The sequence below is a fragment of the Micromonospora sicca genome, from assembly GCF_003172935.1.
Taxonomy (GTDB): Bacteria; Actinomycetota; Actinomycetes; order Mycobacteriales; family Micromonosporaceae; genus Micromonospora; species Micromonospora sicca.
The window spans coordinates 1-19,009 of the sequence record NZ_QGKS01000221.1; the positions used below are offsets into that span (position 1 = coordinate 1).

A 19,009-nucleotide genomic window follows, 5' to 3' on the forward strand; every position below is an offset into this window, starting at 1 on the left:
CGACCCGACCCACCCCCGCCGCGCCGACCGGGAAGCCGAGCACCGGCACCGTCCGCTGAGCCGCCGATCCGGACAATAATTCATCTCTACGGGCGCGCGGATTCCGTCTGCTAGACAGAAGATGGTGGAACCGCGGGCGCACCGGTCGATGACGGTCGGTGACAACGCGGTCGACGCAGCGGTCTGGACCCGCACGGAGAAGGGAGCCGTCCCTTGGTGATGTCACCGGAGCTGGAACGGACCACCGTCCTGCAGGACACGGCCGGGGCGGCCCGACACATCGCCAGGATCTGCTTCAAGACCGGCCCACCCACGTTCACCGGCGTCGAACTGGAATGGACCGTGCACGACGGGGCGGACCCGGTCCGCCCCGTCGACCGTGAACGACTCCGCCGGGCACTGGGGCGGCACAGTCCCGTCACCATCGGCGGGACGAGCCCCGCCGAGCCGCTCCCCGGCGGCGGCAGCGTCACCGTGGAGCCGGGCGGGCAGGTGGAGATCTCCACCCCGCCGCGATCGTCCATCGGGGCGCTGATCCTGGCCACCGAGGCCGACATCGCCGAACTGACCGCCGTGCTGGACGCCGCCGGGCTGGCCCTGGGGCACACCGGCATCGACCCCTGGCGGGCCCCCAGCCCAGTCGTGGAAACCCCGCGCTACCAGGCCATGCGCTGCGTCTTCGACCGGCGCGGACCGGCCGGTCGCACCATGATGTACAGCACCGCCGGACTGCAGGTCTGCCTGGACGCCGGCGAGCCGGAGCGGCTGACCGAGCGGTGGGCGGCGGTGCACGCGGTGGGACCGCCGTTGCTGGCCGCCTTCGCCACCGCGGACCGGCACGCCGGCCGGCGTACCGGCTGGGCCTCGGCCCGGATGGCCGCCTGGCTGGCCATCGACCCGGCCCGGACCCGACCGGTCTGGTCCCCGGCCCGGCCCGACCGGGACCCGGTCGCGACCTGGACCGAGTACGTCCTCGCCGCGCCGCTGCTCTGCCTGCGCGACGACGGTCCGGATTGGACACCGCCGCCCGGGGTCACCTTCGCCGACTGGCTCGCCGGGGCGCTGCCCCGGCCACCCACCACCGACGACCTGGAATACCACGTCAGCACGCTCTTCCCGCCGGTACGCCCGCGCGGCTACCTGGAGGTCCGCTACCTGGACGCCCAGCCCGGTCGGGAGTGGACCCTGCCGCTCGCGGTGCTGGCCGCCCTGTTCGCCGATCCGGGCACCACCCGGACGGCGCTGAGCGTCGCCGCCCCGGTGGCCGACCGCTGGCACCCCGCCGCCCGGTACGGCCTCGCCGACCGGCCGCTCGCCGAGGCGGCGGCGGCCCTGTTCGACCTGGCCCTGGCGGCCCTGCCGCAGCTGGACCTGCCGGCGGGAACGCACGACGAGACGAGCCGAGGAATCCGGCGGCGCCGCGCCGCCGCGGAGAGGGGGTACCGGTGACGACGACCGAGCGGCCGGGCATGGAGGCGGAACGGCTGCGCAGCCGGATCGCCGTGGAGCTGGAGCGGACCCGGGCCCGCACCGCCCTGCTCACCGAGGCGGTGGACGACGACGACCTGGTGCGGCAGCACTCGCCGCTGATGTCCCCGCTGGTCTGGGACCTGGCCCACGTCGGTAACCAGGAGGAACTCTGGCTGGTCCGCGACGTCGGCGGGCGCCCAGCGGTCCGCCAGGACATCGACGACCTCTACGACGCGTTCAAGCAGCCCCGCAAGGACCGGCCGTCGTTGCCGCTGCTGCCGCCGGCCGAGGCGCGGGCGTACGTGAGCACGGTCCGGGACAAGGTGTACGACCTGCTGGACGGCATCTGCTTCGCCGAACGGGGGCTGCTGGCCGACGGCTTCGCGTTCGGGATGATCGTGCAGCACGAGCAGCAGCACGACGAGACCATGCTCGCCACCCACCAGCTGCGCTCCGGGCCGCCGGTGCTGGACGCGCCACCGCCGCCGCAGCCGCGCGCCCGGGTGGCCGACGAGGTGCTGGTGCCGGCCGGCCAGTTCACCATGGGCACCTCCACCGACCCGTGGGCGCTGGACAACGAGCGCCCCGCGCGCACCGTCGAGCTGCCGGCGTACGCGATCGACGCCGCGCCGGTCACCAACGGCCGGTACCGCCAGTTCATCGCCGACGGCGGGTACGACGAGCCGCGCTGGTGGAGCGGGGCGGGCTGGCAGCACCGCACCGAGGCGGGGCTGACCGCGCCGATGCACTGGCGGCGCGACGGCGACGGCTGGGCGTACCGGCGGTTCGGCCGGTGGTCGCCGGTCCGCGACGACGAGCCGGTGGTGCACGTCTGCTTCTTCGAGGCGGAGGCGTACGCGGCCTGGGCCGGCCGGCGGCTGCCCACCGAGGCCGAGTGGGAGAAGGCGGCCCGTTGGGATCCGTCGACCGGCCGGTCCCGCCGCTACCCCTGGGGCGACGACGACCCGACCGCCGAGCACGCCAACCTGGGGCAGCGGCACCTGTGGCCGGCGCCGGTGGGCGCGTACCCGGCGGGAGCCTCGCCGCTCGGCGTGCACCAGCTGATCGGCGACGTCTGGGAGTGGACCTCGACGACCTTCCGGGGGCACCCGGGGTTCGCCGCCTTCCCCTACCGCGAGTACTCGGAGGTCTTCTTCGGCGACGACTACCAGGTGCTGCGGGGCGGTTCGTTCGGCACCGACAAGGCGGCCTGCCGGGCCACCTTCCGCAACTGGGACTACCCGATCCGGCGGCAGATCTTCAGTGGCTTCCGCTGCGCCCGCGACGCCCGGCCCGAGGAGGCACACGCGTGAGGGAGCGGAGCGAGGCGGCGGCGTGAGCGACGGTGCCGCCTGATGTGTCGCCATCTCGCGTACCTCGGACCGCCGGTCCGCCTGCGAGCCCTGCTGTACGACCCGCCGTACTCGCTGCTGCGGCAGTCCTGGGCGCCGCGGGACATGCGCGGCGGCGGCACGATCAACGCCGACGGTTTCGGCGTCGGCTGGTATCCGGGCGAGGGCGACCCGGTCCGCTACCGGCGGGCCCAGCCGCTCTGGGGCGACACCACGCTGCCCGAGCTGGCCGCCGTCACGGTCACCGGCGCGGTGCTGGCCGCCGTCCGCTCGGCCACCGTCGGGATGCCGGTGCAGGAGAGCGCCGCCGCGCCCTTCGCCGAGGGGCGCTGGCTGTTCAGCCACAACGGGGTGGTCCGCGGCTGGCCGGAAGCGGTGGTCCCGCTCGCCGCCGACCTGCCGGTACGCGACCTGCTCACGCTGGACGCGCCGACCGACTCGGCGCTGCTGTGGGCGCTGGTCCGGCACCGGCTGCGGGCCGGGGCGGATCCGGCCGTCGCGGTGGCCGAGACCGTCGCGGCGGTCGCCACGGCCACCCCCGGCTCGCGGCTGAACCTGTTGCTGACCGATGGCCGGACGGTGGTGGCCAGCGCCGCCGGGCACGCGCTGTCGGTCCGGACCGCCGGGGATTCGGTGCTGCTGGCCTCCGAGCCCCTGGACGACGACCCCGACTGGCGGCCGGTGCCGGAGGGGCAGCTGGTGGTGGCCACCCGGGCCGGGGTGCGGACCCGCGCCCTGGCGGGCGGGTGACGCCGGAAGTTTTCGCAGGTGGGACAGGGACGTTCGCCAACGGAAGGGACACCTCATGAGCGCGGAGCCACTGGAGATCTACCTGGAGGAGCAGGACCTCGCCCGCAGCCTGCGGGAGGACGTCCGGTTCGGGCTCACCGCCGAGCCGAAGTGGTTGCCACCGAAGTGGTTCTACGACGCCCGGGGCAGCCATCTCTTCGAGGAGATCACCCGGCTGCTGGAGTACTACCCGACCCGGGCCGAGCGGGCCGTGCTGGCCGAGCACGCCGACGAGATCGCCGAGCTGACCGGCGCGAAGACGCTGATCGAGCTGGGGTCCGGCTCGTCGGAGAAGACCCGGCTGCTGCTGGACGCCTTCACCCGTCGCGGCGGGCTGGGCACCTTCGTACCGCTGGATGTCTCGGTGAGCGCCCTGGAGCAGTCCACCGCGGAGATCGCCGCCGACTATCCGGGGCTGCGGGTACGCGGGATCGTCGGCGACTTCACCCGGCAGCTGGACCGGCTGCCCACCGGCGGCCGGCGGCTGGTGGTCTTCCTCGGCGGGACGATCGGCAACCTGCTGACGGTCGAGCGGGCGGAGTTCCTGACCTCGATGCGCGCCGCGCTGGAGGCCGGCGACTGGCTGCTGATCGGCACCGACCTGGTCAAGGACCCGGCGGTGATGGTGCCGGCGTACGACGACGCCGCCGGGGTGACCGCCGACTTCAACCGCAACGTGCTGCGGGTGATCAACCGGGCGCTGGGGGCGGACTTCGACCCGGACGCCTTCGCCCACGTGGCGGCCTGGGTGCCGGAGCGCGAGTGGATCGAGATGCGGTTGCGTGCCGAGCGCCCGATGCGGGTGCGGGTGCTCGACCTGGACGTCGAGTTCGCCGCCGGGGAGGAGCTGCGGACCGAGATCTCGGCGAAGTTCCGGCCCGAGGGGATCACCGCCGAGCTGACCGGCGCCGGGTTCGCCCCGGAGGCCTTCTGGACCGACCCGGACGGCCTGTTCGGCGTAACCCTCGCCCGGGCCGACTGAGCGGCCGGTCCGGGAGGCGCGCCGGAGGCGGCCGCGGGTGAGGCTGTTCACCCGCGCCGGCCGGCGCCCGGCGGGGTGGGCTAGGCTGGCCGACGCGAAGGGGAGTAGCCCCCAATGTCGTGGTCGACATACTGGTGCGTTCCGCATCCGGCCACGCGGCCCCGGTCCCCGGGGCGGGCGAGACCTTCGACTCAGGCTGTCGCAGCCGGGTCGAGGGTGCCCCTGTACCTCCTCCCGGCTTGATCGGGAAGGTTCACATGGACGGTTTCCTCGTCGCGCTGGTGATCAGCTTCGGCGTCATCTTCGTCGCCGAGCTGGGCGACAAGTCCCAACTCATGGCCCTGACGTTCGCCACGCGCTTCAAGCCCGTGCCGGTGCTGATCGGCATCACCGTCGCCACCGCGATCGTGCACCTCGCGTCGGTGGCGATCGGGTACGGCCTCAACGCGGCCCTGCCCACCGGGTGGATCTCGCTGATCGCGGGTCTGGCGTTCCTCGCCTTCGGCGCCTGGACCCTGCGCGGGGACAAGCTCACCGAGGAGGAGAAGCGCAAGGCCGAGAAGACCGGCAAGTCGGCGATCATCGCCGTCGGTGTCGCGTTCTTCCTGGCCGAGCTGGGCGACAAGACCATGCTGGCCACCATCACCCTGGCCACCAAGTACGGCTGGTTCGGCACCTGGCTCGGCTCCACGCTGGGCATGGTGGCCGCCGACGCGCTGGCCATCCTGGTCGGCCGGCTCCTCGGCCGGCACCTGCCGGAGAAGGCCATCCGGTACGGCGCCGCGGTGCTCTTCGCCATCTGCGGCCTCTGGCTGATCTTCGAGGCGGTCGCCGAGCTCTCCTGAGAGCTCCCGGGCCGGCCGGTCGGCCGGCCCGGCCCGCCGACTACTGCCGCCCGCGACGGGTAACGGCTCGGGATGCGGTGGTCGGAGGTCCTGCGCCACGGCGACGAGGTCGTGGTCGCCGTGGTCGAGGTCGCCGGCGCATTGATCATCTTCATCGGGGCGCTCTGGGCGGCGTTGCGGTTCGTGGTCGTGGGACTCCGGCACCGCGACGCCGCCCGGTTCACCCCCATCCGGATCTCCCTGGGCCGGTTCCTCACCCTCGGCCTGGAGTTCCAGCTCGCCGGGGACATCCTGCGTACCGCGGTGTCGCCCTCCTTCACCGAGATCGGGCAGCTCGCGGCGATCGCCACCATCCGGACCGCGCTGAACTTCTTCCTCCGCCGGGAGATCGCCCAGGAGCAGCGGCAGGTGGGCCAGCCGGGCGGGGGAGCCCGGCCGTGACCGGACCGCTGCCGGACCTGACCACCGGGCTGGCCTTCCTCGCCGGGCTCGCCGCGCTGGTCACCACCGGTTCCTGGCGCGCCGCGCTGCGGGCCCTGCTGGACCTGCTGGTCGCCGCCGGGCTGCTGCGCCTCTCCCTGGCGGGGGGCTGGTCGGCGCTGGCGGTGGCGGCGGCCGTGGTGGCGCTGCGGCACCTCCTCTGGGCGGCCCTGGCCGCCGGGCCGCCCGGCCCGGCCCCAACATCGCCGCCGCGCTGCGGCGGAGACGATCACCGCCTAGCGTTGGCGGCGAGAGGCGAACACGGAGAGGACCGGAGGAGAACCCCATGAGCAGGCACGACGAGCCCAACGAGTACGGCTTCGCGGGGGATCCCACCGCCCCGGAGCCGCCGGCCGGCGGGCGCCCCGACGAGCAGGACCGGGCCGAGGAGATCGCGGTGCCGGGCGACGACTTCACCGAGCCGTACGCCGACGCGCTGGAGGAGACCGAGAAGACCGAGGAGGAGCGTACGGCCGAGCGCCGGCGCTGAGCCGGTGGGGCGTCCGGGCGCGGCGCGGACCGGACGCGGTGGGACGGCCCGCCCGGTCGGGCCTCCCACCGCGCGATGCGGTCAGCGTGGGCCGGGCACCGCGGTCAGCGCCGCCCCGGTGTCCGCGCACAGCACGGCCAACCGCTTGATCAGCTCGTCCGGGTCGCCGTACGGGTCCAGCCCGCGCACCTCGTCGGGGGCGAGCGACGGCACCCGGACGTGCGAGATGAGCGGGTGCAGCGGCCGGCTGTCCGCCTCGTCGGCGCCGAACAGGTGCTCGTGCAGCTTCTCGCCCGGCCGCAGCCCGGTGAAGACGATCTCGGCGGGGGCGGACGCCTCGGCGGCGAGCCGGCGGGCCACGTCGGCGATCCGGACCGGCTCGCCCATGTCGAGGACCAGCGCCTCGCCGCCCCGGCCGATGGTCGCCGCCTGGAGCACCAGGTGCACCGCCTCCTGCACGGTCATGAAGTACCGGGTGACGTCCGGGTGGGTGACCGTGATCGGCACCCCGGCCTCGATCTGCGCCTGGAACGCGGTGAGCACGGAGCCCCGGCTGCTGAGCACATTGCCGAACCGGACGCTGAGGTACGCCCCGCCGAGCTGCTGCGCGTAGTGGGCGGTGAGCCGCTCGGTGATCCGCTTGGAGTAGCCGAGCACGCTGATCGGGTTGGCCGCCTTGTCGGTGGAGATGTTGACGAACTCGGCGACGTCCCGGCACGCCTCCAGGACGTTCAGGGTGCCCCACACGTTGGTCTTGATCGCCTCGCCGGGGTGTCGCTGGAGCATCGTCAGGTGCTTCAGGGCGGCGGCGTGGAAGACGATGTCCGGCTGCCGGTCGGCGACGACCCGGGCGATCCCCTCGGTGTCCCGGATGTCGGCCAGGATCAGCTCCGGCCCGTCCAGCAGCGCCCGGCCGTGCAGCGACATCTGCAGCGCGTGCAGCGCCGACTCGTCCCGGTCCAGCATCATCAGCTCACCGGGCTCGCAGCGGGCGATCTGCCGGCACAGCTCCGAGCCGATGGAGCCACCCGCCCCGGTGACCAGGACCCGGCGTCCGGCCAGCCCGTTGCGTTCCACCGCCAGGTCGGCCACCCGCTGCGCCCGGCCGAGCAGGTCGGTGATCTGCATGTCCCGCACGTCGGTCACCGCCACCGGCCGGTCCAGCAGCTCGCGTACCGGGGGGAGCACCTTGAACGCGGCGCCGGCCTGGAGGGTCCGGCTGCGCACGTCCCGCATGAGCTCGGCGTCCGAGCTGCTCATCGAGAAGATGACGGTGCGCGCCCGGGTCCGGTGGACGGCCTCGCCGATCTGCTCCCGGCCACCCAGCACGCGGAGCCCCGCCAGGCGCAGCCGGTGGTGTCCGGGGTGGTCGTCGAGCAGCCCGACCGGGACGTACCGGCTGCGCGGGTCGCCGAGGAGGACCCGGACCAGTCGTTCGCTGGCCTCGTCCACCCCGTAGACCAGGCACCGCTCGGCGCCGCGGACCGGGCGCCGGCGGCGTTCCCGGTGGGCGCGCCAGCCGGCCCGGGCCGCGCCCATCAGGAGCAGGGCGACCGCGGTGCCCACCAGGGGAGTGCTGGCCGGCACGGGCCGATCCGTGGTCGGCAGCAGCACGGCCAGCGTGACCAGGGCGGCGAGGACGCTGGTGCCGGCCAGGTCGCGGGCCTCGCCGGCGCTGCCGATCGGGTGCCGTCCGCGGAACCGGGAGCGGATCACGGTGATCGCGACGTACACCGCTGCGCAGGCGAGCGCGACGGCCAGCACCCGGACGGACTGGGCCGGGGTCAGGTCGAATTCGAAGCGGGTCCAGGCGGCACCCAGAAATCCGGCGCACCAGGCGACGGTGTCCAGCGTTAACAGAGACGGGGTCGCCGCGCGGTGGGTGTCCCCGGGGCGGGGTGCGGTGGCTGCTTCGGCGGCGGTGGCTTCGCGATCCATGGTCTGCCCTCTGCGTCTGATCCGGAAATGGGAGGATTTGATACTTGTGTGCCGGTCTAATCGTCTACATTCGTTGAGTCGTTCACTGAGAAGGATGAGTGCTTTAGATCCTGGCACGTGTACTGGGCGCTTTAGGGGGATTTCGTGCAGTTTTTCCGGATAACTGACCCGACGCGAGGGGGGTTGTGATGGACGTTCGCACCTATCTGCGCCTGATCCGACGGCACTGGTGGATCGTTCTGGTCACCCTGATGGCGGCGCTGGGCACGGCCGCCCTCGTGACGGTCCAGAGTCCACCCCGGTACGTGGCCTCGGTGACCTTCTTCGTCACCACGCCCAGCCAGGGCGTCACCGACGCCTACCAGGGCGGGCTCTTCCTCCAGCAGCGCGTGAAGTCGTACGCCGACCTGCTCACCAGCGACCGGCTGGCGCAGAGCGTGGTGGCCGAGAGCCAGGTCGGTCTCACCGCCGACCAGGTGCAGCGGCGGGTCACCACCTCGACCGAGGCGGGCACGGTGCTGCTGAAGGCGACGGTCACCGACACCGATCAGAACCGCGCGCTGAAGGTCACCGAGGCCCTCTCCGCCAAGTTCGTGGAGCTGGTCCAGAAGGTGGAGACGCCGCCGGACGCCAAGAACGCCCCGATCAAGCTGGAGGTGGTCAGCGGACCCCGGGTGAGCTCCAGCCCGGTCTCCCCCCAGCCGGTGCGCAACCTGGTCATCGGTGGCGTCCTCGGGCTGCTGCTCGGCATGGCGCTCGCCGTGCTCCGCGGGCTGGCCGACGTGCGGATGCGGGACGCCGCCGCGCTCCAGCGGGTGACCGGCAGCCCCCTGCTGGGGGAGATCCCGTTCGAGAGCGGCGCCCGGAACGCGCCGCTGATCGTCGGCGAGGCGGCGAACTCGGCGCGGGCGGAGGCGGTCCGCAAGCTCCGCACCAACCTGCGCTTCGTCGACGTGCACGAGCCGGCCCGGGTCATCGCGGTGACCAGCGCTCTGCAGGGCGAGGGCAAGACCACCATGGCCTGCAACACGGCCATCGCGCTGGCCGAGGCGGGCTGGCGGGTGCTGCTCATCGACGCCGACCTGCGCCGGCCCAAGGTCGCCGACTATCTCGGCCTCGACGGTGGGATCGGCCTCACCGACGTCCTCGTCGGCGACGTCGAGGTCGGCGACGTCGTCCAGCGCTGGGGCGACAAGTCCCTGCTGGTGCTGCCGAGCGGGTCCGCGCCGCCCAACCCGAGCGAGCTGCTCGGTTCCAAGGCGATGGCGGACCTGCTGCTCGCCCTGCGGGAGTCGGCGGACATCGTGGTCATCGACACCGCGCCGCTGCTGGCCGTGACCGACGGGGTCGTGGTGGCGGTGCAGGCCGACGGCGCCCTGCTGATCACGCAGCAGGGCCGGACCTCGCGCAGCCAGGTGGCGGCCGCCGCCCGGTCGCTGAACTCGGTCTCGGTCCGGTTGCTCGGCTGCGTGCTGAACATGGCGAAGGTGCCGAAGGCGGACGCCTACCAGTACGAGGCGTACCGGGTGTCCGTGCCGGCCGCGGGCCCCGACCGGGCGCCGGCCGCCCGACGCGGCGATCGCGCCGGGGCGAACCAGGTGAGCGATCCGACCCAGGAACTCACCCGGTTGTCCCGATGAGCGCCAGCACGGGTCTGATCGACCGCTCGATCTCCTCGGCGCACCGCCGGAAGTCCGCCGGCGAACCGCCGATCGGGTCACGCAGGTCGTCCGCGTCGGGGGCGGCGGGTTGCAGCCGCCCCCGGGCGCGGGCGGCCGCCTCGACCGCCGCCCGCAACGGCCGGCCGGCCGGGTCCTTCGGCGGTTCCGCCGCGGCGGCCAGCCGGGCGAACTGGCGGAGCGTGAACGTGCGGTTCAGCGCACCCGGGGCCAGCGCCGTGCAGAGCGAGCGCTGGCGCCGGGTCGCGGTCAGCACCACGGTGGCCGCGGTCAGGTGTTCCGGGCGCAGCTTCCGGGCGCGGAAGCCGGTGGGGTCGGCGCCGGTCCCGGCCGCGACGTCGATCGCGTACGGGTGCATGGGCACCCCGTCGACGGCGTCCGTGCCCGCGCTGGCCACCGTGACCGGATGCTCGGCGAGGAGCCGACGCGCGATGAACTCCGCCATCGGTGACCGGCACATGTTGGCGTGGCAGACGAAGAGCACTCCGTCGACCATCTGCACCCCTCTCGTCGGGGCGGTCGCGGGACGGATCGCCGCGACGGCGGTGCTCCGGCGGTCGCTGCCGGACGCAGAGGGGTTGTCGGCATCGTACGGGGTGGCGGCGGTCCGCCGCCGGGGCGCCGCGCCGGGGGCCGACGCATGAAGATCGGCATCCTGTCGTACCACTTCCCGCCGGAGCCGGCGTTCATCCCCGGCAGCCTGGCCGAGGAGTTGGCCGCCCGCGGGCACGAGGTCCGCGTCCTCACCGGCTTCCCGGACTACCCCGGCGGCCACGTCTATCCCGGCTGGCGGCAGCGCTGGCGGCACCAGACGCGCAGCGAGCGGTTGACGGTCCGCCGGGTGCCCCGGTACGCCGGGGGCGACGGGTCCGCGGGGGCGCGGATGGCCAGCTGGCTGTCGTTCGCCGGCAGCGTCGCGCTCACCGGCCGGCGCTACCTCGGCGACGTCGACGCCCTGTACGTCTTCCAGCTCCCGGCGGTCACCTTCGCCGCCGCCGGCCTGCTCCGGCTGCTCGGCCGGGTCCCGACCGTGCTGCACGTGCAGGACGTGTGGCCCGAGGAGGACCCGTCCCGCAGTGTCGACAGCCGACGCTGGTCGGGGCGGATGGGCACCACCCTCCGCCGGCTCTACTCGGAGGCCGACGGCATCGCGGTCAGTGCGCCGTCGATGCGCGACCTGGTCTCCGACGGCGGCGCCGACCCGGGTCGGGTGCGGATCGTGCTCAACTGGACGGACGAACGGATCTTCCAGCCGACTGAGCCGGGCCGGGCCGCCCGCCGGCTGATCCGCCGGGACGGCCGGTGCGTGGTGATGCACGCCGGCACGATCGGCGTACGGCAGGGTCTGGAGACCGCGGTGCGCGCGGCGGCGGCGCTGGACGACCGGATGGACCTCGTCCTGGTCGGCTCGGGCGCGGAGGAGCGGCGGGTGCGGGGGCTCGCCGCCGAACTCCGGGCGGACAACGTCCGCTTCGTGGAGCGGCGCTCACCGCTGGACATGCCGGAGCTGTACGCGGCGGCGGACTACCAGTTGGTGATGCTGCGGGACCTGCCGGAGCTGCGCGGCATGGTGCCCGGGAAGCTGCAGGCGGCCCTGTCCTGTGCCTCGCCGGTGGTCGCCTCGGCCGGCGGTGACACGGTAGAGCTGGTCGAGCGGGCCCGGGCCGGGCTCTCCTGCCCGCCGGAGGACTGGGCCGCGCTGGCCGACCGGTTCTGGCTGGCCTCCGCCATCCCGCCGCCGGCCCGGGTGGACATGGGCCGGCGGGGACGCGAGGCCTACCTGCGGGAGATGTCGCTGCGGGCCGGGGTCGACCGGATCGAGCAGATGCTCTACGACGTGGCCGGCGGCGCGGCGCCGGCCGCGGTTCGCGCCGAGCGAAGTTCGCATAAGGGATTCAAAGCGTAAGAAGTCGAATACCACCACACTGCCCTGCCATTCATGCTAAAAAACGATCTATTGGCATGTCTGTCCGTTTCTGGAGTGGGAGAGTGGTGTGACGCATAGTGGTGTGCCGCGTCGCCGGCGCAGGTCCCGACGGCGCACCCGGGCGCTGGTCCGGCGCGTGCTCCTCGGTGGGCTGGTGGTTCTCTCGCTGGTCGGGCTGACCGGAGGGTGGATCGGCTTCCGTGGTTGGCAGGCCCGCGCCCACCTGCTCAACGCGGCCGGGCTGGCGCGCCAGCTCAGCGTGGACGTGGTCGGCGGGGACGCCGCCCGCGCCCAGCGCACCCTCGCCGCGCTTCAGGAGCAGGCCGACGCGGCCCGCACGGCGACCGGCGACCCGGGCTGGTGGCTCGGCCAGCGGTCACCGTACGCCGGTGACGACCTGGAGGCGGTACGCCAGATCGCGGTCGCGATCGACGACCTCGCCCGGCGGGCCTTTCCGACCCTGCTCCGGACCGACCTCGCCGGCCTGGTGCCCCGCGAGGGGCGCCTCGACCTGGCCCGCCTCCGGTCGGTCTCGGCCGAGCTCTCCGGAGCCGACCGCGCGGTGGAGGAAACTCGTACCCGGCTCGCGGCGGTGCCGACCGACGACCTCTTCGCCCAGCTCCGGGACGCCCTGTCCAGCCTGCGCGCGGAGATCGACCGACTGGCCGACCTGACCGGCGCCGCCGACCAGGCCGCCCGCGTGCTCCCGCCGCTGCTCGGCGCCGACGGACCCCGGCGCTATCTCCTGGTCTCGCAGAACCCCGCCGAGCTGCGGGCGACGGGCGGCATGTTCGGCGCCTACGCGATGATCCAGGCCGAGAACGGCCGGGTCACGCTGACCCGGCAGGGCACCAGCGCCGACCTGACCCGCTTCGACCCGCCCCTGCCCGTGCAGCCGGAGCAGCGCCGGCTCTGGAACGACCTGCCGGGACGGTATCCGGCGGACGTCAACCTCGGGCCGGACTTCCCGACGGCCGCCGCGCTGTACCGCGAGATGGTGCGCCGACGGACCGGGACCGCGGTGGACGGGGTGCTCGCGGTCGATCCGGTGGTGCTGTCCTACCTGCTCAAGGCGACCGGCCCGGTGCCGGTGCCCGGCAGCCCGGCGCTGGTCGGCGACACCGTCGTCCGCGCCCTGCTCAGCGACGCGTACCGGGACCTGGGCACCCGGGAGCAGGACACCTACTTCGCTGCCGCGGGGGCGGCGGTCTTCGACGCGTTCCTGACGAAAAACGTCAACGTTCGCGCCCTTTTGTCGGCTTTCGACCGTTCTGTGGCTGAACGCCGGATATTGTTCTGGAGTGTCCATCCCGAAGAGCAGCGTGTCCTGGGCGACAGCCGGTTGACCGGGACGCTCCCCGAGAAGGACACCGTGCCGACGGTCGGCGTGTTCCTCAACGACGGCAGCGGCGCGAAGCTCGGCTACTACCTGCGGTTCTCGGCGAACCTGACGGTCGGCGACTGCCAGTCGGACGGCCGGCGGGAGCTCCGGCTCCGGGTCGCGGTGCACTCGACCGCGCCGCGCTCGGGCCTGTCCGAGTCGGTCACCGGTCTGGCCCTGTCCGGCGATCCGTACACCGCCCGCACCTTCGTGTCGGTGTACAGCCCGACCGGCGGGGCGGTGCTCGGCGGCCGGCTCGACGGGAAGGCCGCCGCGATGGGCAGCGGGACCGACCGCCGGCGGCAGGTGACCGTCGCGACGGTGGAGGTGAAGCCCGGGGCGACCCGGACCCTCGACCTCACGCTGCTCACCGGGAAGACCAGCGCCGGCACGGCCGAGCTCCAACTCACCCCCACCGTCACCCCATGGACCACCCAAGTTGTTTCCGCACCAAGCTGTGATCAGTAGGAGGGAATCCATCATGCGGCTATCCCGCATCATCATGGCGTTCACGGTCGGCCTGGCCGTGGCCGCCGTGCCGACCGCGGCGGGGGCGGCTCAGCCGCAGCCTCAGCCACCGGGGTACGTGCCCCAACTGCTCCTGACGTTGAACCCGACGGCCATCCCGCTGGGTGCGTCGTTCACCCTGCACGGCAGTGGCTTCACGCCCAACGGGACGGTGACGATCGACGTCAGCATTTCGGCGCTGCCGCCGGTCGCCGCTCCCGCCCAGGGAACGGCTCGGCGCAGCGACGGCAGCACCGTCGCGATGGCCGCGGTGGCGTACTCGAAGCCCCAGTCGTCGCAGCCGCAGCCGGCGCCGCTGCACTTCTCCGTGACGGCCAACTCCGCCGGCGAATTCGAGGTGAGCTACACGCCCACGAGGGTCGGCCGGTACACCTTCACCGCCACGGACGAGGCGAGCGACCCCGACCGGACCGCGTCCGTCACCGGCGTCGTGTATCAGAAGCGGCCGCCGAAGCCGCCGCACCACGACGGGGGCGGTCACCTGCCGGTCACCGGCGCGAGCCTGAACACGCCGATGAAGCTCGGTGGCGGGCTGCTGGGCTCCGGCGCTGTGCTGCTGCTGCTCACCCTGGCCTGGCGTCGCCGCGAGCGCCTCGGACTGGGCGGTCGCTGACCGAACGCACCGGGCAGGGCCCGGACCTGAGCGGGATGCCCGCCGGACAGCCGTCCGGCGGGCATCCCGGCGTTCGCGGCGGCGGCACAATGGGGCGATGGCCGGCGAGTCCTGGGTGGACCGGGCCGGGCTGGTGACCCTGCCCGGCGGGGTGGTGGTGCGTGGACGCCGGATCGCCGACACCGCCTCGCCGGCCGACTTCGCCCTGCTGCTCGCCCCCGGGCCGTTCCCCGCCTGGCCGTACCGGCGGATCCGCTGGCCCGACTTCTGGCTGCCGCTGGACCGCGCCGACGCACTGGACGCGCTGCGCGAGGCGCGGCGCCGGGCGTACGCGGGGGAGCGGGTGGAGATCGCCTGCCGGGGCGGGGTCGGCCGGACCGGCATCGCGCTGGCCGCGCTCGCCGTCCTCGACGGGCTGCCCCCGGACCGGGCGGTGGCCTGGGTACGCGCGCGTCACCATCCCCGCGCGGTGGAGACGCCGTGGCAGCGGCGCTGGCTCCGGCGGATCGACCCGTCCCGCGACCGCCCCGCCACCCGCTGACCGGGCGGCGGGGCCGGCCGGTCAGCGGGAGACGTACCGGCGCAGGTGGTGGGCCGTGACGGTGTCGCCGTCCAGCACGTAGATGCCGTGACGCTGCCGTGACCGGGCGCCGAGGGGCGGCCGTTCGTCGCGGTCGCGGCGTCAGGCCGCCTTCGGGCGCAGCTCGGCGCGGACCGCGGACCGGTCCACGCCCAGCTCGCGGAACACTTCCGCGGCCGGGTCGGGCGGCGGGCACTCCAGCAGGGCGAGCAGCAGGTGCGCCGGTTTGATCCGCCGGCCGCCCTGCTCGCGGGTCACGCCGACGGCCCGCCGCAGCGCGGTCCGCGCCGCGGAGGTGAACGGGGTCCGCTTGCCCGACAGCGGTACGGGAGCCCGCTCGACGCCGCGTACGTCGATGCCGACCGCGGCGAGAGCGGCGACGTCCAGCGCCTCCAGGGCGGCCCGGGCCCGGGGCAGGTCCAGGCCGAGCGCGCCCAGCGGGTCGAGTTCACGCGCGTGCAGCACGCCGAGGAGCAGGTGTTCGGTGCCGAGGCGGCGGTCGCCCCGGTGCCGGGCCTCGTCGAGGGCGGCGGTCACGGCCGTCCGGGCGCCGGCGGCGAAGTGTTCGAACATGTTGGCCTCACTTCCCGTGCTTGCTGTGCACCGACTGGCGGGACACGCCGAGCGCATCCCCGATCTGCTCCCAGGACCAGCCGTCCTGGCGGGCGCGCGCCACGGCCGCCGCCTCGACCTGTTCGGCCAGGCGGTGCAGCGCGCCGACCGCGCGCAGCCCGACGGCCGGGTCGTGCGAGCGCAGCCGCGCGGCGAGCTCGGTCTCTTCCATGGCTGTCAGTCTGGATTGACAAGGGTGGGATTGTCAACCCAGACTGACGCGGAGCGCGGTTGTCAGGCCAGACTGACAGCCCCGTCCGGAGGAGGACCGGAATGACCCTCGACGTGGTGATCGTCGGTGCGGGCCCGAACGGCCTGCTGCTCGCCTGCGAACTGCGCCTGGCCGGCGTGCCCGTGCTGTGCTGGAACGCGGCCCCGGGCTCGGCGGCGAGCCGCGCGCCAACGGCCTGATGGGCCGGGTGGTCCAGGCGATGGACCTGCGCGGCCTTTACGAAACCCTGGCCGGGCGGCCCGGACCGCCGGCACCCACGCCCTGGTTCCAGTTCGGCGGCCTGCCGCTCGATCTCTCCGGACTGGCCGACAACCCGCTGTTCGCGTTGCCCGTGCCCCAGACCCGCCTCCAGCAGGTGCTGACCGACCGCGCCCGCGCCCTCGGTGCGGAGATCCGGTACGGACACGAGGTGACCGGGTTCGCGCCGGACGACGACGGCGTCGTGGTCACCGTCCGGGCACCCGACGGCGACCAGCGCCTGCGGACCCGCTGGCTGGTCGGCGCGGACGGCGGTCACAGCCTGGTCCGCAAGCAGGCCGGGATCGACTTCCCGGGCGGCACCGACGACCGGTTCGTCTCGCACCTGGGCCACGCCGTCATCCCCGCCGACCGGCTCGGCCCGGACGGCGCCCTGGCGCTGCCCGACGGCCGGACGCTGTGGCCGTACGCCCACCACAGACTTCCCGGCGGGGTGTTCACCTTCGCCCGGCTCGGCGACACCGGCGCGGCGCATTTGGTCGCCGCCATGGAGTGGACCGGCCCGCGGCCGGACCACGCCCCCGTCACCTTCGCCGACCTGCGGGACGCGGTCGACCGGGTGCTCGGCGCGCCGCTCCCGCTGGGCCACCCGACCGGGCCGGCGCCGCTGCTGCGCCGGCTGGCCGGCGTCAACCTCCGGCAGGCCGCCAGCTACCGGGCCGGGCGGGTCCTGCTGCTGGGCGACGCCGCCCACGTGCACCCCGCCGTCGGCGGTCCCGGACTCAACCTCGGACTGCAGGACGCGCTGAACCTCGGTTGGAAGCTGGCCGCGGCGGTGCGCGGCTGGGCGCCGCCCGGCCTGCTCGACACGTACCAGGCCGAGCGGGCGCCGGTCGGTCGACGGGTCGCGCTCCAGTCCCGCGCGCAACTCGCGCTCCTCGCCCCCGGCGACGACGTGACCGCCGCCCGCGACCTGCTCGCCGAACTGCTCCGCCAGCAGCACACCCGGCGGGACGTCGCCGCCCTGCTGGCCGGCGCGGACGAGCCGTACGACATGGGTCAACCGGATCCGCACCCCGCGACCGGCGCCTGGCTGCCCGACCTGCTGCCCACCCTCGCGCACGGTCGGACCGCCGTCCTGGACCGGATGCGGGCCGGCCGGCCGGCCGGTGGTGGTGGAGCTGGTCGAGGGCGCCGCGGCGGCCGCGACGGGGTGGGCCGACCGGGTCGACGTCGTGCCCGCCCGGGGCGCGCTGGAGGCCGCGGCCCTCCTCGTCCGCCCCGACGGCCACCTGGCCTGGGCCGGCGACCCGGCCGACGGGCTGACCGGGGCGCTGCGCCGCTGGTTCGGATCGCCCCGGTAGCCGTGGGTGGAGGGTGCGCTGCGTTGGCTGCTCGCCCTGTGGTGGCCGCTGGGGCAGTTCGGCGTCGCCCTGGTGGCGTTGGTGCTCGGCGTGGTGGCCGTGCGCCGGCTCCGGCGCCGCCGGGCCCACCGCCGGGTCGCCCAGCCCGGGTGACCCGTCCGCCGTGTCGGAGGATCGCACAGATTGTCCTGGAACGCCCGGCCGGGCCGGTCGCCGCCAAGCGATCTTGCCGGGTTAGTCTGCGTGGTCATGAGAGCTCGGGTCCTGGCCGCCACCGCCGCCGTACTCGTGACCGTCGGGCCGGTCGTGCCCGCGCAGGCCGCGCCGGCCCAGGCCGCGCCGCCCGCGCGGGCCGCCCGCGCGCCGCTGCCCTGCCCGAAGGCGCCGGCCCCGAAGGTGTCCCGGCCGCCCCGGCCGGTGCCCCCACCGGCGGTGCCGCAGGACCGGGTGGTCGGCGGCGAGCAGCTCGACACGCCGGGCCTGGTCGCGCCGGCCGGCGCGCCGGCCCCGCCGGCGGTCACCGCGACGTCCTGGCTCGTCGCCGACCTGGACACCGGCGCGGTGCTGGGCGCCTGCGGCCCACACGAGTACGGCACCCCGGCCAGCACCCAGAAGCTGCTGCTGGCGGCCACCATGATGCCGAAGCTCGACCCGAAGCAGGCGGTCACCGTGACTCGGGGCGACCTGGACATCGCCCCGGGCAGCTCCGCCGTCGGCCTGCTCGTCGGCGGCCGGTACACGGTGGAGACGGTCTGGCTGGGGCTGCTGCTCAACTCCGGCAACGAGGCGGCGAACGTGCTGGCCCGGCTCGGCAGTGGCACCGTGCCCGGCGGGGTCCGCGCGATGAACGACGAGGCCCGTCGGCTGGGCGCCCGACAGACCCACGCGGTCACCCCCTCCGGCCTGGACGGCAAGGGGCAGTTCACCAGCGCGTACGACCTCGCCCTGATCGCCCGGGCCTGCTTCGGCAACCCGCTCTTCCGGCGGTACACGCTGACCGAGCGGACCCAGATTCCGGCCCAGCCCGCGCTGAAGAAGGGCGGGTTCCAGATCCAGAACGAGAACCAGCTCATCTACCGGTACCCGGGGGCGCTCGGCGGCAAGACCGGCTTCACCGAGCTGGCCCGGCACAGCTACGTCGGCGCCGCCCAGCGCAACGGCCGGCGGCTCGTGGTCACCCTGCTCGGCGCGGAGGCCCGCCCGGTACGCGGCTGGCAGCAGGGCGCCCAACTGCTGGACTGGGGCTTCGCGCTGCCCCGGGACGCCTCGGTCGGCCGGCTGGTCACGCCGGGCGAGCTGGACACGGCGGAGGCCGCCCCGAGCGGCACCCCGGCACCGCCGACCGCGCCCGCCCCGTGGCAGGGCCCCGCCGTGACCGCCGGACGCCGGATCGCCGAGGGGGACTGGCGGGTCATCGCGCCGGTCGCCGGCGGCACCGCCACCGTCGTCGGCGTGCTGGTGGCGGTGCTGGTGGCGCGCCGCCGTCCCCGCCCGACCGGCCGCCGCCGCGCCTAGCCCGCCGCCCGGTCCCCGTCCGCCGCGCCCCGCC

Annotated in this window: 21 protein-coding genes and 1 pseudogene; 18 read left to right on the forward strand and 4 right to left on the reverse strand. The window is 74.6% G+C overall.

The genetic code is table 11. The features are described from left to right. Nucleotides 1-213 precede the first annotated feature (213 nt). The 8 genes from egtA to DKT69_RS15080 all read left to right on the forward strand — a co-directional run bounded on the left by egtA (nt 214) and on the right by DKT69_RS15080 (nt 6,408). Nucleotides 214-1,449 carry an ergothioneine biosynthesis glutamate--cysteine ligase EgtA gene (gene egtA / locus DKT69_RS15045; RefSeq protein WP_109802180.1) on the forward strand — a complete coding sequence of 412 codons (1,236 nt, stop codon included), beginning with the start codon at nt 214-216 and terminating at the stop codon, nt 1,447-1,449. Between the two features lie 20 nt (nt 1,450-1,469). Then, nucleotides 1,470-2,783, forward strand: coding sequence for an ergothioneine biosynthesis protein EgtB (egtB, locus tag DKT69_RS15050; protein WP_109802181.1), 1,314 nt, complete (start codon nt 1,470-1,472; stop codon nt 2,781-2,783). A 42-nt stretch (nt 2,784-2,825) separates the two neighbouring features. Beyond that, nucleotides 2,826-3,572, forward strand: a complete 747-nt coding sequence (egtC, locus tag DKT69_RS15055) for an ergothioneine biosynthesis protein EgtC (RefSeq protein WP_109802182.1) — start codon at nt 2,826-2,828, stop codon at nt 3,570-3,572. A gap of 55 nt (nt 3,573-3,627) precedes the next feature. Next, a complete protein-coding gene (gene egtD, locus DKT69_RS15060) occupies nt 3,628-4,593 on the forward strand; it encodes an L-histidine N(alpha)-methyltransferase (protein ID WP_109802183.1) in 966 nt (321 codons plus the stop codon). Nucleotides 4,594-4,850: 257 nt separating this feature from the next. After that, a complete protein-coding gene (locus tag DKT69_RS15065) occupies nt 4,851-5,438 on the forward strand; it encodes a TMEM165/GDT1 family protein (protein ID WP_109802184.1) in 588 nt (195 codons plus the stop codon). 72 nt (nt 5,439-5,510) lie between these two features. Further along, nucleotides 5,511-5,879: a DUF1622 domain-containing protein gene (locus DKT69_RS15070; protein WP_109802185.1), complete on the forward strand. Its 369-nt coding sequence runs from the start codon at nt 5,511-5,513 to the stop codon at nt 5,877-5,879. Then, complete coding sequence (locus tag DKT69_RS15075) at nt 5,876-6,208, forward strand: hypothetical protein (RefSeq protein ID WP_109802186.1); 333 nt, start codon at nt 5,876-5,878, stop codon at nt 6,206-6,208. The genes DKT69_RS15070 and DKT69_RS15075 overlap by 4 nt, the downstream gene beginning before the upstream one ends. Then, nucleotides 6,205-6,408, forward strand: a complete 204-nt coding sequence (locus DKT69_RS15080; RefSeq protein WP_109802187.1) for a hypothetical protein — start codon at nt 6,205-6,207, stop codon at nt 6,406-6,408. Before DKT69_RS15075 ends, DKT69_RS15080 begins: the two co-directional genes overlap by 4 nt. Before the next feature lie 81 nt (nt 6,409-6,489). Here DKT69_RS15080 and DKT69_RS15085 read toward each other — a convergent pair whose 3' ends face one another. Further along, nucleotides 6,490-8,346 (reverse strand): polysaccharide biosynthesis protein, encoded by a 1,857-nt coding sequence (locus DKT69_RS15085; protein WP_109802188.1) that lies wholly within the window; start codon nt 8,344-8,346, stop codon nt 6,490-6,492. 188 nt (nt 8,347-8,534) lie between these two features. On the opposite strand from DKT69_RS15085, the gene DKT69_RS15090 reads away from it, so the two are divergent. Further along, entirely contained in the window at nt 8,535-9,986 is a 1,452-nt protein-coding gene (locus tag DKT69_RS15090; RefSeq protein ID WP_109802189.1) for a tyrosine-protein kinase domain-containing protein, read from the forward strand. On the opposite strand, the gene DKT69_RS15095 is transcribed toward DKT69_RS15090, so the two are convergent. Then, nucleotides 9,967-10,470 carry an arsenate reductase/protein-tyrosine-phosphatase family protein gene (locus tag DKT69_RS15095; protein WP_236647930.1) on the reverse strand — a complete coding sequence of 168 codons (504 nt, stop codon included), beginning with the start codon at nt 10,468-10,470 and terminating at the stop codon, nt 9,967-9,969. The genes DKT69_RS15090 and DKT69_RS15095 overlap by 20 nt on opposite strands. On the opposite strand from DKT69_RS15095, the gene DKT69_RS38995 reads away from it, so the two are divergent. The 5 genes from DKT69_RS38995 to DKT69_RS15115 all read left to right on the forward strand — a co-directional run bounded on the left by DKT69_RS38995 (nt 10,457) and on the right by DKT69_RS15115 (nt 15,015). Further along, complete coding sequence (locus DKT69_RS38995) at nt 10,457-10,669, forward strand: hypothetical protein (RefSeq protein WP_201749679.1); 213 nt, start codon at nt 10,457-10,459, stop codon at nt 10,667-10,669. The genes DKT69_RS15095 and DKT69_RS38995 overlap by 14 nt on opposite strands. Continuing rightward, the gene (locus DKT69_RS15100; protein ID WP_109802190.1) at nt 10,666-11,931 is read left to right on the forward strand and encodes a glycosyltransferase family 4 protein; all 1,266 of its coding nucleotides are present in this window, start codon (nt 10,666-10,668) and stop codon (nt 11,929-11,931) included. Before DKT69_RS38995 ends, DKT69_RS15100 begins: the two co-directional genes overlap by 4 nt. Before the next feature lie 88 nt (nt 11,932-12,019). Continuing rightward, a complete protein-coding gene (locus DKT69_RS15105) occupies nt 12,020-13,801 on the forward strand; it encodes a DUF4012 domain-containing protein (protein WP_109802191.1) in 1,782 nt (593 codons plus the stop codon). Nucleotides 13,802-13,814: 13 nt separating this feature from the next. Further along, complete coding sequence (locus DKT69_RS15110) at nt 13,815-14,474, forward strand: hypothetical protein (RefSeq protein WP_109802192.1); 660 nt, start codon at nt 13,815-13,817, stop codon at nt 14,472-14,474. A gap of 97 nt (nt 14,475-14,571) precedes the next feature. After that, nucleotides 14,572-15,015, forward strand: coding sequence for a protein-tyrosine phosphatase family protein (locus DKT69_RS15115; RefSeq protein WP_109802193.1), 444 nt, complete (start codon nt 14,572-14,574; stop codon nt 15,013-15,015). Nucleotides 15,016-15,156: 141 nt separating this feature from the next. Here the strand turns inward: DKT69_RS15115 and DKT69_RS15120 are convergent, their stop codons facing one another. Together DKT69_RS15120 and DKT69_RS15125 are read right to left on the reverse strand one after the other, a co-directional pair. After that, a complete protein-coding gene (locus tag DKT69_RS15120) occupies nt 15,157-15,627 on the reverse strand; it encodes a Clp protease N-terminal domain-containing protein (protein ID WP_109802194.1) in 471 nt (156 codons plus the stop codon). A 7-nt stretch (nt 15,628-15,634) separates the two neighbouring features. Next, nucleotides 15,635-15,838, reverse strand: a complete 204-nt coding sequence (locus tag DKT69_RS15125) for a helix-turn-helix domain-containing protein (protein ID WP_109802195.1) — start codon at nt 15,836-15,838, stop codon at nt 15,635-15,637. Between the two features lie 101 nt (nt 15,839-15,939). On the opposite strand from DKT69_RS15125, the pseudogene DKT69_RS39780 reads away from it, so the two are divergent. From DKT69_RS39780 to DKT69_RS15145, 4 genes and pseudogenes are all read left to right on the forward strand, one after another. Then, a pseudogene (locus DKT69_RS39780) lies at nt 15,940-16,946 on the forward strand (FAD-dependent monooxygenase); the annotation flags it as partial. Between the two features lie 319 nt (nt 16,947-17,265). Continuing rightward, nucleotides 17,266-17,460, forward strand: a complete 195-nt coding sequence (locus DKT69_RS39785) for an aromatic-ring hydroxylase C-terminal domain-containing protein (RefSeq protein WP_109802197.1) — start codon at nt 17,266-17,268, stop codon at nt 17,458-17,460. A gap of 6 nt (nt 17,461-17,466) precedes the next feature. Beyond that, entirely contained in the window at nt 17,467-17,613 is a 147-nt protein-coding gene (locus DKT69_RS38330) for a hypothetical protein (protein WP_161557844.1), read from the forward strand. Between the two features lie 96 nt (nt 17,614-17,709). Next, nucleotides 17,710-18,975: a D-alanyl-D-alanine carboxypeptidase family protein gene (locus DKT69_RS15145; protein WP_109802198.1), complete on the forward strand. Its 1,266-nt coding sequence runs from the start codon at nt 17,710-17,712 to the stop codon at nt 18,973-18,975. The last annotated feature ends 34 nt before the right edge of the window (nt 18,976-19,009 follow it).

What these genes read in the sequence shown, in the direction of transcription:
- DKT69_RS15070 (WP_109802185.1), top strand. Translation starts at nt 5,511, where the DNA reads ATGCGGTGGTCGGAGGTCCTGCGCCACGGCGACGAGGTCGTGGTCGCC.
- egtC (WP_109802182.1), top strand. Translation starts at nt 2,826, where the DNA reads ATGTGTCGCCATCTCGCGTACCTCGGACCGCCGGTCCGCCTGCGAGCC.
- DKT69_RS15065 (WP_109802184.1), top strand. Translation starts at nt 4,851, where the DNA reads ATGGACGGTTTCCTCGTCGCGCTGGTGATCAGCTTCGGCGTCATCTTC.
- DKT69_RS15090 (WP_109802189.1), top strand. Translation starts at nt 8,535, where the DNA reads ATGGACGTTCGCACCTATCTGCGCCTGATCCGACGGCACTGGTGGATC.
- DKT69_RS15095 (WP_236647930.1), bottom strand. Translation starts at nt 10,470, where the DNA reads ATGGCGGAGTTCATCGCGCGTCGGCTCCTCGCCGAGCATCCGGTCACG.
- DKT69_RS15110 (WP_109802192.1), top strand. Translation starts at nt 13,815, where the DNA reads ATGCGGCTATCCCGCATCATCATGGCGTTCACGGTCGGCCTGGCCGTG.
- DKT69_RS38995 (WP_201749679.1), top strand. Translation starts at nt 10,457, where the DNA reads ATGAACTCCGCCATCGGTGACCGGCACATGTTGGCGTGGCAGACGAAG.
- DKT69_RS15085 (WP_109802188.1), bottom strand. Translation starts at nt 8,346, where the DNA reads ATGGATCGCGAAGCCACCGCCGCCGAAGCAGCCACCGCACCCCGCCCC.
- DKT69_RS15080 (WP_109802187.1), top strand. Translation starts at nt 6,205, where the DNA reads ATGAGCAGGCACGACGAGCCCAACGAGTACGGCTTCGCGGGGGATCCC.
- DKT69_RS15115 (WP_109802193.1), top strand. Translation starts at nt 14,572, where the DNA reads ATGGCCGGCGAGTCCTGGGTGGACCGGGCCGGGCTGGTGACCCTGCCC.
- DKT69_RS15125 (WP_109802195.1), bottom strand. Translation starts at nt 15,838, where the DNA reads ATGGAAGAGACCGAGCTCGCCGCGCGGCTGCGCTCGCACGACCCGGCC.
- DKT69_RS15120 (WP_109802194.1), bottom strand. Translation starts at nt 15,627, where the DNA reads ATGTTCGAACACTTCGCCGCCGGCGCCCGGACGGCCGTGACCGCCGCC.
- egtD (WP_109802183.1), top strand. Translation starts at nt 3,628, where the DNA reads ATGAGCGCGGAGCCACTGGAGATCTACCTGGAGGAGCAGGACCTCGCC.
- DKT69_RS15145 (WP_109802198.1), top strand. Translation starts at nt 17,710, where the DNA reads ATGAGAGCTCGGGTCCTGGCCGCCACCGCCGCCGTACTCGTGACCGTC.
- DKT69_RS15100 (WP_109802190.1), top strand. Translation starts at nt 10,666, where the DNA reads ATGAAGATCGGCATCCTGTCGTACCACTTCCCGCCGGAGCCGGCGTTC.
- egtB (WP_109802181.1), top strand. Translation starts at nt 1,470, where the DNA reads ATGGAGGCGGAACGGCTGCGCAGCCGGATCGCCGTGGAGCTGGAGCGG.